Below are 16,676 nucleotides of genomic sequence, written 5' to 3' on the forward strand. Positions count from 1 at the left end.
GACCGTGGCTTCGCGAAGCGGGTGGCCGCACCCGGCTAAACTTCGCTGTAGCTATCAAAGGTCTTGTCAACAGGGGGAACACGCGTGGATGCGTTCGGAATTCGTGAAAAGCTGATCGCCGGCTACCGGTCTTTCACGGAAGGCTTCGTTGACATCCAGGACCCGCGGATCAAGGATGCCGTCGTCGAGCTCGGAGATAAGGGACGGCAGTGGCCCGATCCTTGGCTGTCCCTGAATCCATCGTTCAGCTCCGGCGGCCGTATAGACGAGCTCGTCCGGCGTGGGCTCCTGCATCCCGACTGCGATGCCATTTTCAGGCCCAAGAAGGATGCCGGCGATCGGGGCTCGGCGCCTATCACGCTGCACAAGCATCAGCGCGATGCCATTGAAATCGCCGCCAAGGAGGATTCATACGTCCTCACAACGGGCACGGGCTCCGGTAAATCCCTTGCGTACATAGTTCCAATTGTGGACCGTGTGCTCCGCGAAGGGACGGGTAAGGGCGTCAAGGCCATCATCGTTTACCCGATGAACGCCTTGGCCAACAGCCAGATGGAGGAGCTATCCAAGTTCCTCGACAACGGATTTGACGGCAAGCCGCCGGTCACTTTCGCGCGCTACACCGGCCAGGAACGTGGCGAGGCTCGCGAGAACATCCTTAAGAACCCCCCGGACATCTTGCTGACGAACTACGTGATGCTCGAATACGTCCTGACGCGCCCGGAGGAGCGGCAGTCGCTCATCCGTGCGGCCTCCGGATTGCAGTTCCTGGTCCTGGACGAGCTACACACTTATCGTGGCCGGCAGGGCGCCGATGTTGCCATGCTCGTACGCCGCTTGCGGGACGCTTGTAACGCCCAGAACACCCTGCAGTGCATTGGCACCTCCGCCACGATGTCGAGTGGTGGAACTGTGGCCCAGCAACAGAAGGACGTTGCCGAGGTTGCTTCTCGGATTTTTGGAACCGTTGTTTCGCCGGACCACGTGGTGACCGAAACCTTGGTCCAAGCCACGACCAACCAGCACCGATCGGATCAGGATCTGAAGGCCGCTGTGAGAGAACGCGGTGATGCCGAGTACAGCAGCCCCACGCTGGACGGCGGGTACACCCTGATGACGTCCGATCCACTGGCATCCTGGATTGAGGACACGTTCGGCCTGACAACGGAGCCGGAATCCGGCAAGATCATCCGCAGACAACCACAGACCGTTACCCATGCCGCAGAGGAACTGGCCAAGCAGACCGGGGAATCGGTAAGCAGCTGCGCCACCGCTATCCGCGCGACTCTCCTCGCGGGTTCTAAGGCGAAGCACGCTGAGACCAACCGCCCGCTGTTCGCCTTCCGCCTTCACCAGTTCATTTCCAAGGCCGGTTCCCTTTATGCGACAGCGGAGGCTGAAGACACGAGGCTTATCGAGACCGATTTCCAGCTGACCGTCGGGGACGCGGAGAAGCGGCTCTATCCCCTCGCGTTTTGTCGCGAGTGCGGTCAGGAATACCTGATGGCTCGGTTGACGGAGGCCGGGGGCGACTTCCGTTTCATCGCCCGTCACGAACTGAAAATGCAGGATACTGGCGGCCCGGACAATGGCCAGGACGGGTATCTGTACATCTCCACTGAGCAGGAATGGCCAGAACAGGCCATTGAGGCGGGCCGTATCCCCGCTTCTTGGCTCAATGAGGCGGTGTCTGGGAATCGAGTCATCGAGTCCAAGCGCAAGCGGATTCCGTCGCGCTACCGCGTCCAGCCTGACGGCGCAGCGGCCCGGGATAACGAGTACACCCAGGACGATGGCCAGCTCGCCGCGTGGGTCCCGGGAAGCCTTGGTTTCTGCCTGAACTGCCAAGTCACCTATGAATCCGCCCGGAGCGGTGAATTCTCCAAGGTTGTGACGCTCGACCAAGAGGGCCGCAGCAGCGCGATGACCGTGATCGCAACGAAGCTCGTGCAGTTATTGAAGTCAGAGGTCGGCAGCGATTTGAGTCCGCGCGCTAAGAAACTGCTGACTTTCGTGGACAACAGACAGGACGCGTCCCTCCAGGCCGGCCACTTGAACGACTTCGTCCAAGTGGCCCAGCTTCGCTCTGCCCTCTACCGTGCAGTCGCCTCGGCCGGGGATGACGGAGTCGACGCGATGGAGCTGGGTGATGCGATCATCAAGACGCTCAGCCTGGCTTGGTCCGACTATGCGCGGACCGAAGATCCGCTGGACCCTAAACCGACCAAGCGAGCCTTGAACGAGGTGGTGACCTACCGTGCGCTGCGGGATTTGCAGCGCGGTTGGCGGATCACCCTGCCCAACCTTGAACAAACAGGTCTCCTGATAGTGGACTACCCTCTCGCCAAGAACCTGGCGGAACAAGAGCGCCGCTGGGAAAAAGCTCACTACGTGCTCCGGGACGCGGACCCCGGCAAGCGCGAGGAGATTATTCGGGTTCTGCTGGATGAGTTCCGCCGCGTTCTTGCCATCGACGCCGAGGAACTGACGGCGGACTGGCTCGACCGGGTCAAGAACCGCAGCCGGGAATTCCTGACGGGAATTTGGGCTTTGCCAGAGCAGGAATCTGCTGCCAGCGTCGGGCTCGTGACCACGGAGCCCAAGAAGATGGCTTACCGGACGACTCTCCCCGTGACCTCCTACGGAACATTTGGCCGATGGCTAGCCAAGACGGCCTCACCCGGCAATAAGCTCAAACGCGCTGAGGTGGACGAAGTCATCGCGTCGCTCTTCCAAATTCTGCTCGAGACCGGATTCATTGCCGAGGTCATCGAAGGCAAGGTCTCCGGCTACCGGCTCAAACTGTCCAGCATGGTTTTGAGGAAGGGCGACGGCGAGTACGGCGCACCCGATTTGCTCCGCCGCACCTATCATGCCGACCAGAAGCCCCGCGTCATCCAGTTCTTCAAGGACCTGTACCTGGAGCAAGGACAGGAGCTGGCCGGGCTCAAAGCGGCGGAGCACACCGCCCAGGTACGTGCAGAAGACCGGGAAGCCAGGGAACAGGCGTTCCGCGAAGCAGAACTTCCGCTGCTGTTCTGTTCTCCAACTATGGAGCTGGGCGTCGACATCGCCGACCTCAATGCGGTGGCGATGCGCAACGTTCCGCCGACGCCGGCAAACTACGCGCAGCGCAGCGGCCGTGCGGGGCGCTCGGGCCAGCCGGCCCTGGTCCTGACCTACTGTGCCACAGGCAGCCCTCACGACTCCTACTACTTCGAACGCTCGAACCTCATGGTTTCCGGTCAGGTCCAGCCGCCGCGGTTGGACTTCGCCAACGAGGACCTGATCAGGTCACACGTCCACGCCATTTGGCTGGCTGAAACCCTCGCCGCAACCAGCTCGGGTCTGGGTAAGTCCATGAGCGGGCTGCTCAAGCTGGAAGACAAGAGCTACCCTCTTCAACCCGAGATCAGATACGTCCTAGCTGATGAACAGGCCGCGAAACGCGCCAAGGCATCGGCAGAGGTCCTCCTGCGTAGCATCGAAGGGGAACTGAAGGACACGTCGTGGTGGACTGAATCATGGTCCGATGCGGTCATTGAGAACGCTCTGACCAACTTCGATCAGGCCTGCGAGAGGTGGCGACAGCTCTACCGGAGCGCCATCACCGAGCAAGACGCTGCACACCGAGCCAGCCAGGATCACTCGACCGATTCCAAGCAACGCGAGGCCGCGGCCAACCGGCACCGCGAGGCCGGGCAGCGATTGGAAATCCTCCTCAACGACAGCGATTCCAAGGGCCAATCGGATTTCTACACCCTGCGTTACTTGGCGTCGGAAGGCTTCCTCCCGGGATACTCTTTCCCGCGGCTGCCATTGGCTGCCTTCATCCCGGGCATCCGAAGAGGCAAGGACAACAACAGCACATGGCTGCAACGCTCGCGTTTCCTGGCGATCAGCGAGTTCGGACCGGACTCGCTGATCTACCACGAAGGCGCCCGCTACCAGGTCAAGCGCGTCAGCCTGCCGCGGGACTCCGACGGCGGGGGCGCGGGAGACGTTGTCCTCGGGGAGGCCCGTGTCTGCGTCGCCTGTGGCTACTTGCACCAGCGCGAGGCCGGACTTGACATCTGCGAATCGTGCAATGAACCGCTGGCCGGCAGCTGGTCAAACCTGATGCAGTTGCAGTCCGTCATCACCCGCCGCCGCGAACGGATCAGCGCCGACGAAGAGGAACGCAACCGCCAGGGATTCCAGCTGGTCACCAACTACCGATTCGCACCGCATGGTAAGAATCCGGGCCGCTCCGATGCGCAGATGCTGAACGGCGGGGCAGCCATCGGTGCAGTGCACTACGGCGACGGAGCCACCGTCCGGGTGACCAACCTGGGTCGACGGAACCGGGCCAACCAGGATCGGTACGGCTTCTGGCTCGACCTGATCACGGGCGAATGGCTGTCGGAAAAGAAGGCCACCGCCGATACCGGAGACGCGAGTGAGACCACCGACGCGGATGACATGACCGTAGAACAGTCCAAGAAGAAGCAGATGGTGACTCCTTACGTTGAGGACCGCCGCAACATCGCCGTCGTCCGCTGGGCGGAGAACGTGACGCCCGCAGAAGCAACCTCAATGCAGTTCGCCATGGAACGCGGCATCGAAGCCGTGTTCCAGCTGGAGGACTCCGAGCTCTCCAGCGAGCTGTTGGCTGACAGTGAAGATCGGGGACGTCTGCTGTTCATCGAGGCCGCGGAGGGCGGCGCCGGAGTGTTGCGCCGGCTGCAAAGCGAGCCGGACGCCATGGCCAGGGTCGCCGCCAAGGCGCTGGAAATTTTGCATGTCGATGCCGCTACGGGCAACGACGTGGAAAACAGCTGCGTCCGTGGCTGCTACCGGTGCCTGTTGTCCTACGGCAATCAGCGTGACCACGAAATCATCGACCGGAGGCTCGTCATAGACCGGCTGATGCAGTTGGCCGGCGCTGTCACGGTGGCCGCAGCACCGACGCCGAAACCCAAGCACGCTATGCCTCCCGGAACTGTGGTCAGCCCGAGGGCCCAAAGCCTGTTGGACTATCTGCTGCAGAACGGGCGAAACCTACCCGACGAAATCGGCCCCAGCATTGAGGGGAATGTGGTGGATTTCGTCTACACCGCTAAGTTGTCGGTGGGCATTGCTGTGATTGTGGAGGACGTGTCCAGACCTCCCGTCGATGACCTGGCACTGACGTACGGCAACTGGAACGTCATTAGGTGCCGTCAGGACGAAGACATTGAAGCATTTGTTAGTGGACACACGAACGTATTTGGAGTGGTGGAGTGACTAGTACGACGGCGGAGCACAGTTTTGCGGTTGGCTCGCTGGTAGCGGCCCGCGGCCGGGAATGGGTGGTTCTGCCCGAGAGCACCCCCGGCTTCCTAGTCCTCCAGCCCCTGGGCGGCACTACGGACGACATCGCCGGAGTCATCCCCTCCATCGAGGAAGTGAACCCGGCGTCCTTCGGTCTGCCGCTGGCAACCGACCTGGGCGATGACCGCAGCGCCCGGCTGCTCCGCGACGCGCTCCGTATCGGATTCCGATCCAGCGGTGGCCCGTTCCGTTCCCTGGCAGGGTTGAATGTGAGCCCGCGCCCGTATCAGCTCGTTCCACTGCTGCTGGCGCTCCGCCAGGATGTCGTGCGCCTCCTGGTCGCCGACGATGTGGGAATTGGCAAGACCATCGAGGCTGGACTGATCGCCTCCGAGCTCCTGGCTCAGGGCGACGCCAGCGGACTCGCTGTCCTCTGCCCGCCGAGCCTGGCCCAGCAGTGGAAGCAGGAACTTTCTGAGAAGTTTGGTATTGACGCCGAGCTGGTCTTGCCAGGGACAGTGAAGCGGCTGCAGAGGGAAGCCGGCTACGACAAGTCAATCTTTGAGTATTTCAAACACACGATCGTTTCCACTGACTTCATCAAGTCCGAGTCCAAGCGCCACGACTTCATGCGGACCGCACCAGAGCTGGTGATTGTGGACGAGGCCCACGGCGTCACTGCCGATGATTCCGGCAAGGGCGGCGTCGGCCGCACGCAGCGGTACGAGCTGGTGCGGGGACTGGCCGACAAGCCGGACCGTCACCTCGTGCTGGTGACGGCAACGCCGCACAGCGGCAACGACGGTGCCTTCCGCAACCTGATCGGCCTGCTGGATAAAAGCCTCAAGACCGTGGACCTCTCTACCGAGACGGGCCGCCGCAAACTCGCGGACCATATGGTCCAGCGCCGCCGCGTGGACATCCGCAGCTACCTGAAGTCGGACACCAAGTTCCCCAGCGACCGGCAGACAGTCGAGGTCGCCTATAAGCTCTCGCCGGAGCACCGGGCGTTCTTCGACGCCGTCCTGAACTACGTCCGCGGCCAGGTGCAGGACACCTCCGGCAGCAAACGCGACCAACGCATCCGCTGGTGGTCCGCGCTGTCCTTGCTGCGTGCCATGGCTTCCTCGCCTGCATCGGCGGCCGCTACCCTGAACACCCGTGCTGTCGCTGAAGATGCTGAATCGGACGCCGCCGCCGAGAAGCGCGGCATGGCAGTGGTGATGGACCAGGTGGAGGACGACGGCGGCGAAGGCATCGACGTCGTGCCCGGCTCCCGGCCGGATGCCTTGGATGAAACTTCGTGGGAAAAACGTCAGCTCAATGCGTTCCTCAAGACAGCGGGGGAGCTTCAGGCCAACCCCGGGCAGGACGCCAAGCTTCAGCTCTTGGTCAAGCGCATCCGAGCGCTCATTGCCGAGGGCTTCCAGCCCATCGTTTTTTGCCGCTTCATCCCAACCGCACACTACGTCTCGGAGTACCTGCGGGAAGTTGGGAAGAGGAAGTTCGACGTCGAGGTAGTCACCGGCGAACTGCCCTCGGAGGAACGCGCCGCTCGCATCGCCGCGCAGGCGGACCGCGCCGGCGACACTCCGAAGGTGCTGGTGGCCACAGACTGCCTGTCCGAGGGTGTGAACCTGCAGGACGGCTTCCAAGCCGTAATCCACTATGACCTCGCCTGGAATCCCACCCGCCACGAACAGCGCGAGGGGCGGGTGGACCGTTTCGGACAGTTGTCGGATACCGTCCGCGCCCTAACCATCTACGGTGATGACAACGGTATCGACGGCATCGTGCTGGAGGTCCTGCTGCGCAAGCATGAGAGCATTCGCCGGGACTTGGGCATCAGCGTACCCGTCCCGCCCCGCAGTGATCAGATCCTTTCCGCGCTCCTCGAAGGCATCATGATGCGCGGCAAGAACGGCGATCAGCTGGAGCTGTTCAGCCTCACCCCGGAAGCCGAGGAACTGGACGCTGAATGGCGAAGCAGCGCGGAACAGGAGAAGCTCAGCCGCTCCCGCTTCGCGCAGAATGCCATACGCCCGGAAGAAGTTCAGAAAGTGGTGGACGCAGCCCGGCGCAGCCTGGGCGACCCCGACGACATCGCGGCCTTTGTGAAAGCAGCTCTCGAAGAAACGGGCGCGCACGTCGATACCACTCCCGATGGGCTTGTGGCCGAGCTGACAGCGGCTGTGCCGGGTATCCGCAACGCCCTGGGCTCGGATTCCAAGATCCGCTTCGTCAACGACTTCCCGGCCCCGCACCACACCTCAGTGCTGGTACGTACGGACCCCGTCGTCGCTGCAGCGGCAAACTACGTCCTGAACTCCGCCCTGGACGCGCAACTCAGGGGCAATGAACGCCCGGCCCGCCGCTGCGGGTTCATCAAAACCAACGCGGTGGACAAACTTACCGTGGCCCTCCTGATGCGCTTCCGGACCAAGCTGGTGCTTCCCGCGCGGCTCGGCGACAAGACAGACATGGCAGAGGAGGCCCGCGTCCTGGCCTTCACAGGCATGCCGCAGAACCCCGTCTGGCTCCCGGAAGATGCCGTCGAAGCGCTGCTCCAGGCCAGACCGGACGCGAATGCCGGCGATGTCACCAACATGATGGCCGCCATCCTCGGATCTCTGGACCAGCTGAAGGATCAGCTGGACCAGAAAGCCCGCGAGGTGGCCGACCAGATCCGTGATGCCCACCGCGAGGTCAGGATCGCCGCCCGTGGCGACCGTGCCGGCCAGCTCGGCATCCGAGGCCTCACGGTGGAACCGAATCTTCCCGCAGACATCCTGGGCGTCTACGTCTACAGCCCGGCCGGAGGCACCAAATGAGCACGGCATTCCAAGCCATCACCGTCGTCGGAGGCGTCGTTCCCCCCTCATTGCTGGGGCGCATCCAGGCCGGGGAAGTCAACGATGCCAGGAGCATGTCTCCCGCCAGTTTCCACCTTGCCGGCACGGAAACGGTCCGCGACGCGGCCTCACGGACATGGATGTACCTTCAGGGTGCCTGGAGCGCCTGGCGCGAATCCGACTCTGCCAAACGCCCGGACGGGCAAGGCGCCGGGACCGGCGATGCCCGGCAGAAGTGGCTTCTGGTGCTCCTTCGCGAACTCGGCTTTGGGCAGGTTCCGGCGACACCCGGAGGCCTGACGATCGGCGGCGAGGCGTACCCCATCTCGCACCGTTGGGAGTCCGTGCCCATACACTTGCTCGGCCCTGGCGTGGACCTGGACAAGCGCACCCCCAAGGTTGAAGGTGCTGCCAGGCGCGCGCCCCAAGCGATGATGCAGGAATTCCTGAACCGTGAGGACACTTACCTCTGGGCCATTCTCAGCAACGGCCTCAGGCTCCGTCTCCTGCGGGACTCCACCGCGTTGGCAGGCTCCGCATACATCGAATTCGATCTCGAGACTATCTTCGAGTCGGATCTCTATTCCGAGTTCCAGCTGTTCTGGCAACTCTGCCACCAGTCCCGGCTGGACAAGCGCGGTGGCTCCGAGGCGCCGCCATCTGACTGCTGGCTGGAACTCTGGCGCGGTGAATCCGTCGAGGCCGGAGCCCGTGCCCTCGACAAGCTCGGCGCCGGCGTCGAGAAGGCTCTGGGCTTCCTGGGCACGGGCTTTCTGCGCCACCCGGACAACCGCTGGCTCGTGGATGCCCTGCATTCCGGGGATTTAAGCCATCGCGACTTCCACAAGGCCCTACTTCGCGCTGCATACCGCTTGCTGTTCCTATTCGTGGTGGAAGATCGCGGCGCTCTCCTTGATCCGGCGGCAACCACCGAGGCCCGCGACCGCTATGCGATGTACTTCTCCACCCAGAGGCTGCGGAAGATGTCCCGCAGCCGCGACGGAGGCCCGCATCCGGACCTGTGGCGTACCCAGAAACTCGTGTTGGGCGCCCTGGGCGGCGATGGCCTCGATGTGGTCGGCCTGCCGGCACTGGGCGGACTATTTGATCCCGATCCCCGCGCCGCACGTCTGGCCGGGCAACCGCATGGGGACCTCTTGCTAGGTGCAGAGTTGGCAAACCAGGACTTCCTCAAGGCCATCCGCGGCCTGGGCTGGGTGGCTGGAAAGACCGGCCGTCTGCAGCCCGTGGACTACCGACATCTCGGGGCCGAGGAACTAGGCTCCGTTTACGAATCTTTGCTGGAATTGGTGCCCCGCGTCGATACCGAGACGCGGTCCTTTGAACTTGCGCATCTGGCCGGAAACGAGCGAAAGACCACCGGCTCCTACTACACCCCGCCGAGTCTGGTGTCCGCGCTGTTGGACACCGCCCTGGACCCGCTGCTGGACCAGGCCGTAAATGGTGCGACAGGACCGGATGACGCCGAGGCCCGGCTTCTTGCGTTGACCGTGTGTGACCCTGCCTCCGGCTCCGGCGGCTTTCTGGTGGCCGCCGCCCGCCGGATTGCCCGTCGCCTGGCCGAGGTGCGCGCCGGCGATAACGAGCCCACACCCGGCGAGGTGCAGAGCGCACTGCATGACGTGGTGGAACGCTGCATCTACGGCGTGGACATGAATGACCTCGCCGCCGAACTTGCCAAGGTGTCCCTGTGGCTCGAAGCCATGCAACCCGGGAAACCGCTGGGCTTCCTGGACGCACGAATCAAGATCGGCAACAGCCTGTTGGGAACAACACCTGCGCTGCTCGACGGCGGCGTACCCGAGGGTGCCTTCTCGGTCTTAGAGGGTGATGACAAGAAGTTCGCGGCGGAGGCAAAGAAGCGAAACAAAGCCGAGAACACCCGGAAGGCGGACAAGCTCTTTGGCTCACTCGGGCAGGACGCCTTCAGTTTCGGCGGCACGCAGTCGGCTGTGGCGCAGCTGATCAGCCAGCGCCGCGAACTCGTCAAACCCGTGGCGAGCGCCGAGGAGGCCCGGTTCCGAGCCAAGGCCTACGATGCCTTCGACCACTCCGCGGACATGGAGCAGAAGAGGCTCCACGCGGATGCCTGGTGCGCAGCCTTCGTCTGGCCCCTGAAAGCTGGCGAGGCCGAGCCGCCCACCTCATCTGTCGTCCGGCAGCTGGGTGACTCTGGGACTGATGCAGGGTACGGTCCTACGGTCGCCAAGATCCGCGGGCTCGCCAACGAATACCGATTCTTCCACTGGCACCTGGAGTTCCCGGAAGTGTTTGGTGATCCGGATGCGGGAGAAAACGTCGGCGTCGAGGGCTGGCCCGGAGGTTTCTCCTGCGTGCTCGGCAACCCGCCATGGGAGCGGGTCAAGCTGCAGGAACAGGAGTTCTTCGCGGCTAGGAACGAAGAAATTGCGAAGGCACCGAATGCCGCCGCACGGACGCGACTCATCAAGAGTCTCGTGGAGGACGACCCCATCCTCCACAACGAGTTCCTGGCCGCCAAGCGCAACGCGGAAGGGCAGAGCGCGAGCATGCGCACTTCCGGCCGCTACCCCCTCAACGGCCGCGGCGACGTCAACACGTACGCGGTCTTTGCCGAGCTGTTCCGCAGCCTGACCTCGCCGCATGGCCGATCCGGCGTCATCGTCCCGACGGGCATTGCCACGGACGCCACCACGCAGTACTTCTTCAAGGACCTGGTCGATACCAGCACCATCGCGGCGCTGTACGACTTCGAGAATCGCGCGCCCTTGTTCGAAGGTGTGGACTCCCGATTCAAGTTTTGCCTCCTGACGATGGCCGGACGGCTGGCGAAGGAAGAAGTGGCGTCCTTCGCATTCTTCCTGCACGATCCAGCCGATATTGCGGTGTCAGAAATTGCGCTGTCGCCGGACGAAATCAAGCTCATCAACCCCAACACGGGCACCCTCCCCATCTTCCGCACCCGCCGGGATGCAGAAATTACACTCGGTATCTACCGCCGCGTTCCGGTCCTCATCAACGAGAACGACCCGGTCAACGGCAATCCCTGGGGCGTCTCATTTATGCGTATGTTCGACATGGCTAACGACTCGAACTTGTTCCACACGCGAGAGCAACTGGAAGGCGATGGCTGGACCCTCAATGGAAACGCCTTCGCGCGAGGCTCCAACGGCAAACCCGCGAAAATGCTGCCGTTGTATGAGGCCAAGATGATTCACCAGTTCGACCACCGTTGGGCTACATACAGAAATACGGAAGTTCGTGACCTTTCCGACGCTGAAAAGATTGATGCAACGACCCTTGCGGTACCGAAATATTGGCTCGACGCTTCCGAGGTCAACGAAAAGCTCCAGGGAAAATGGGGCCGAAAGTGGCTCATGGGTTGGAGAGACATCGCCAGGGCGACCGACGTACGGACGGTCATTTCGGCAGTTTTCCCCATGTCAGCTGCACCTGACGGTAATCTCCTGATGCTTCCAAGTGGCGGGGGCCCCAGTTGCACAGTTGCTTTCTTCTGCACTTTCATCATTCGTGGTTGACTTTGTTGCCCGCCAAAAGGTCGGCGGAACTCATGTCAAGTACTTCACGATGAGGCAGCTTCCGGTTCTTCCTGAGGGGTTGGCGGATCCGGCACCTTGGGACGCATCCATGACCACTTCTGATTGGCTATCTTTAAGATCAACGGAGCTTCAATTCACAGCGGTAGACTTGGACGATTTCGCCCTTGACCTCGGCGTAGAAGGTCCGCCCTTTATTTGGGAAGCCGAACGTCGTGAGATGTTGAGAACTGAAATTGATGCTGCCTATTTCATACTTTTTGGGAGATCCAGGGATGATGTGGACTACATCATGGATGCCTTCCCAATTGTCCGCCGCAAGGACGAAGCGGCTCACGGTGACTACCGAACTAAGCGCTTGATACTTAACGCGTATGACGCCATGCAGGAAGCCATAAAGACCGGCTTCCCCTTTGAGTCGACCCTTACCCCACCGCCCGGCCAGGGCCCACGCCATCCCGTCAAGGAGCTCTTCGCATGACCCAGAACTTGAACTGGACTCCGTTCATCGGGTTTGTAGGCAAATTTATCGAAACTGTCGACCTCAACGCGGAAGAGAATGACTATAAGAAAGAGCTGGCGGCCAAGCTCTCGGCCGTGCGGACCGAGTTGCTGGCAGGAGATCCGGAGTGGCACCCGCACTTCATTCGGGCCCTGCGGACGACGAATCTCGTCAATTACAGAACCATTGGGGCAATGGACAAGCTGGATGATGCTTCGTCGCAGAGCCTGCAAACCTTCTTGACGAGGTTTTGGTCGGGGGCACCCGATACGGGGAAGCTGAATGCCTTGGTCGCCGGCCTTAAGGAGTTGAACTCTCGAGAACTTTCCGAGGGCATCGCCACCGGAGTGGGTTCTCTCTTGCTTATGGCTGTGGATCCGACCGAGTTCCCGCCGTACCGTCCCGAAGCGGTCCGACTGTTCTGGAACATCATCGGTTTTGACTACAAGGACGCCGTACGGACTCCGCAAGGACGCTATGACGCGTTCCTGGACGTCCTGGATCAGTTCCGGTCGGAGCTGGCTCTTGCGGGCCTCGGTAACTTTGACCGCTTGGAAGCCCAGGGCATCATGTGGACGGTCATGAACGCCGATCCGACGGACGAATGGGCCTCCCAGGACGTTGTGAACTTCCGTAAATGGCGCGGAGACAAGGCCGCGGCTGCCGTGGTCGACCTCAGCACTCCTGCTGCCACGATAGCTCCCCAGCTCGAAGCCGCAGGAAGACTGATCCTCGAGAGCGGATTTCGCAGCGCGCCTTGCGCCATCGACGGCGCAACGCCAACGTGGACAGTTGAGAACGCTCGCGAACTGGCAAGAAGAAGCGAGCTCGCCGTTGGCGCCGGAACCTTCATGGCGAAGTTCGAGCGTCAGCTGCAAGGTGCCAGCCGCGGCGTGGTCCTCTTGGCGGCGGAACTGGCTTTCCTGCAGGTATTGCCCCTCTCGAACGTAGGCGCCCAAACAAAGATCGCCAGGATTGAGAAGATTCTTTCCTGGATCGAACACGACGACGTGCCCCTACCTCCGGCGCTTCAAGAGGGCCTGGCCGCCGAAGGTGCGTTTCACGGTGGTGTCGGATTCAACATCCAAGTGGCAGAGCACATGAAATGGCTCTCTCGGCTCGTTGAGCATGTATCGACACAACCAATGAGCCTGATTGAAGCCGCACTTACGGACCCTTGGGCGTTTCGCGACATCACCCAGTCAGTCCCCGATGACCGCCCCATGATCCGTTACAGCGTGGACTATATCGCGTGGCCGGAATACCTGCCCCCTGTTGTAAAGCGGGACCACCGGACAGAGATTTGGCACGCATTTGCGGGCGTCATTGGCGGTGCGACAGGTCCAAACGACAGCGACGAGGCCGCCATTGCCAAAGACCTCCATGCCATTCGGCTCGTCCAACAGGGCAGCTCGAATGAATTCGTGGAATGGTACAGCGAGCCCTATCTGAGCCAGTGGCGGGCAGGCGCGGAAGACTCCGGACAGCGGGCGTGGCTGGTCAGGCAGAGCCAGGCAGGGACGACCATGCTGCACCCGTGGCTCGAGGACGGCTTCGTGTCCACCCCCGCGCAGCATCTTGGGTCACCCACGCCAGGATCGAACCTGAGCCAAATACAGGCGGCCGTCAATAAGGGCTACCAGCACATCGAATATTCGGAGCGCAAACTCCGTGCCATGGAGTACCATCGCTTCCTCAGCATCATGAAAGTGGACGACTTCGTCCTCACCGCCTTCGAAGATGGCCTCTTTATAGGGGTCGTAACCGGGGAGGCTCACTACGTCGAGGACGCGACATCCCGCTTGCGACGCGCTGTCGCCTGGCAGAAGACGCCGATCAGCAATGAAGACATGCCCGCACCCCTGCCGCGGCTGCTGGCCGAGCAAGGGTCAGTCGTCGACCTCACCGAAGCGCTTTCCATCATCACGGCCTGGTTCGGTGTGGAAGCTGACCCCGACAACGAGACGGAAATTGTGGCACCCCTGCCGCAAATCGCCGTCGTACCCCATCTGAAGAAAGCCACGCCAGAACTGGCACGAAAGCTGCACGTGGACCAGCAGCACTTGCAGGAAGTGATCCGACTCCTCCAGACCCGGCAGCAGATCGTCTTCTACGGCCCTCCCGGAACCGGCAAGACCTTTCTGGGAACGGCGATCGCCAAGTTCCTGGCGGGGGAGGAGCACTCCGACCACGTCAAGACAGTCCAGTTCCACCCGTCCTACGCCTACGAAGACTTTTTTGAGGGCTACCGGCCGGCGAAAAGCCAGGACGGTAACGTGGCATTCAGCCTCGAAGCGGGACCGCTGCGGCGTATCGCCGACGAAGCGGCATCTGAGGGCAACCGCGACAAGCCGTATTTTCTGATCATCGATGAGATGAACCGCGGCAACCTCGCCAAGATCTTCGGCGAGCTGTACTACCTGCTGGAGTACCGCAACGAGGGCATCAACCTCCAGTACAACCCGGACAAGGTCTTCGCCCTGCCACCCAACTTGTTCATCATCGGCACGATGAACACCTCCGATAGGTCCATCGCGATGGTGGACGCCGCCATCAGGCGCCGCTTCGCTTTCGTCGAGCTTCATCCGCAGGACGGCATGATCTCTGGGCTGCTGGAACGCTTCCTCAAGGCGAACGGAAAGCCTCCTTTGCGGGCAGAACTGCTGAATGCCTTGAACAGCGAGATTGAGGAGACGAACCGTGATCTCATGATCGGGCCGTCCTACTTCATGAAGCCCCATGCTGAGACCGATGAGGGGCTCGAGGAAATCTGGAAGTACGAGTTACTGCCGCTGTTGGAGGAACAGTATTTTGGGCGCCTGAAACGGGACCAGGTCCGGGAGAAGTTCGGGCTGACGGCGATGAGGCGGAAAGCCGGCGCTGAGGTCGGGCCGGTGGATCTTTCTTTGGTGTCTATCGAGCAGGTGCTGGATGGTGAGGGCGCTGAGGAACTCGAGCAGTTGTTGACTGATTCGGAAGACACGTCCTCCTGATGCTCAGGTCCATCGTCCTCGACGAGCTGCAAAGTTCGGCGGATGCAGTTGAGCTGGATCCGGAAGTCGCCGCGACGCTCCGGGACACCGGGCTGGTGACGGTACTGCCTGCTCACGGTGGATTGTGGACGGTGCTCCCCGCGGGAACTGTGGGGGCTGTCCAGGTGGGGAACCTTCAAGTCGAGGTCACGCCAAAACAGAAGGTCGGTCTCAGCCGGCTGCTGTTCCTTCTCGGCTACGCCGCGAACCCGGGCTTCCGTCCGGAAGACGTTGCGGGCATCGAAGACACCGACCTGTTCGCCGCCCTTGGCGAATCCTTGGCCCGCCAGGGGTTGCGGGCGCTGGAACGCGGTGCGCTCAGTGGGTACGTCCGCGTTGAGGATGCCCTTCGGACAGTCCGAGGGCGGATCCGTGTGGGCGACCAGATGACCCGCCGCCCCGGGATGCTCCTGCCCTTGGAGGTCGCCTACGACGACTTCACCGTTGACATTGCAGAGAATCGTATCCTGCGGGCCGCCATACGCTTGATGATGCAGGTCCCGAGGCTTTCCCATGATGTCGGCTGGAAGCTGGCCCACTTGGATTCGAAGCTGGACGGAGTCTCGGAGCTACGGTTCGGAGCCACGCTACCTCCCTGGACAGAATCGCGTCTCAACGAGCACTATGTTCCGGCCCTCCGCTTGGCGGAGATCATACTTCGGAACATGTCGGCCGAGGCCGGCCTAGGACGCCATTCCGTCGCCTCTTTCGTTGTGAACATGGCCAAGGTGTTCGAGGACTTCGTTACAACTTCGCTTCGCGAGGCGCTTGACAGTTATCCCGGCGAGACCAGCGGGCAATACGAGACATTCCTGGATGAGGCTGAAGTTGGCCAGATGGGGAATCGTATCCGCATGGCAGTGGACATCGTTCATTCGGTACGCGGCGCTCCCGCGATGGTGTTCGATGCGAAGTACAAAGCAGCGTCTGCGGGCGACGGGTATCCCAATGCCGACTACTATCAAATGCTCGCCTATTGCACGGCGTTGACCGTGCCGACGGCATGGCTGATTTACGCGGGGCCCGGCCAGGCCTGGACGCGGCGGGTCACTAACAGTTCGGTGTCCATTGTCGAGTTCCCGCTTGATATTTCCCAGCCACCCGCAGCCCTGCTGGCACGAGTGAGTGCGCTTGCCGAAGCGGCCTATCAGGAATGGCGCGTGTCCGGGCTGGGTCAGGGCTCGCGACTCCTCTCGCGGCCCAGGAGTACGTGAACGGCTGCGGTTACGGCCTGGGTCGGAACCGGTGGGGTTCACGACAATGACAGGGTCAGTCCGGGCTTTTTGACGAGCTTGATGGCCATCGACGCCAGTCGCGTAAGCGCTTTAGATGCGGACAGGGGCTTTTCGGCTCTTCTCGAACCCCCACCTGACTCTTCGGGGTGGACATGCTCCGCTCTTAGCAGCGGAGCATGTCCACCCCGACCGTCATCAAGGTGTTG

Annotated in this window: 6 protein-coding genes; all 6 read left to right on the forward strand. The window is 62.0% G+C overall.

All coding sequences use genetic code 11. The features are described from left to right. The first annotated feature begins 84 nt into the window (after window positions 1–84). The 6 genes from KY499_RS16070 (at window position 85) to KY499_RS16095 (ending at window position 16,449) form a co-directional block, all read left to right on the forward strand. Window positions 85–5,265, forward strand: coding sequence for a DEAD/DEAH box helicase (locus KY499_RS16070; protein ID WP_219885820.1), 5,181 nt, complete (start codon window positions 85–87; stop codon window positions 5,263–5,265). Then, window positions 5,262–8,123 carry a helicase-related protein gene (locus KY499_RS16075; protein WP_219885821.1) on the forward strand — a complete coding sequence of 954 codons (2,862 nt, stop codon included), beginning with the start codon at window positions 5,262–5,264 and terminating at the stop codon, window positions 8,121–8,123. Before KY499_RS16070 ends, KY499_RS16075 begins: the two co-directional genes overlap by 4 nt. Next, a complete protein-coding gene (locus tag KY499_RS16080) occupies window positions 8,120–11,683 on the forward strand; it encodes an N-6 DNA methylase (RefSeq protein WP_219885822.1) in 3,564 nt (1,187 codons plus the stop codon). Before KY499_RS16075 ends, KY499_RS16080 begins: the two co-directional genes overlap by 4 nt. Window positions 11,684–11,792: 109 nt before the next feature. After that, a complete protein-coding gene (locus KY499_RS16085) occupies window positions 11,793–12,182 on the forward strand; it encodes a hypothetical protein (protein WP_219885823.1) in 390 nt (129 codons plus the stop codon). Further along, window positions 12,179–15,196, forward strand: coding sequence for an McrB family protein (locus KY499_RS16090; protein WP_219885824.1), 3,018 nt, complete (start codon window positions 12,179–12,181; stop codon window positions 15,194–15,196). The genes KY499_RS16085 and KY499_RS16090 overlap by 4 nt, the downstream gene beginning before the upstream one ends. After that, complete coding sequence (locus KY499_RS16095; RefSeq protein ID WP_219885825.1) at window positions 15,196–16,449, forward strand: McrC family protein; 1,254 nt, start codon at window positions 15,196–15,198, stop codon at window positions 16,447–16,449. Before KY499_RS16090 ends, KY499_RS16095 begins: the two co-directional genes overlap by 1 nt. Window positions 16,450–16,676 lie beyond the last annotated feature (227 nt).

The sequence above is a fragment of the Arthrobacter sp. PAMC25284 genome (assembly GCF_019443425.1).
GTDB lineage: Bacteria > Actinomycetota > Actinomycetes > Actinomycetales > Micrococcaceae > Arthrobacter > Arthrobacter oryzae_A.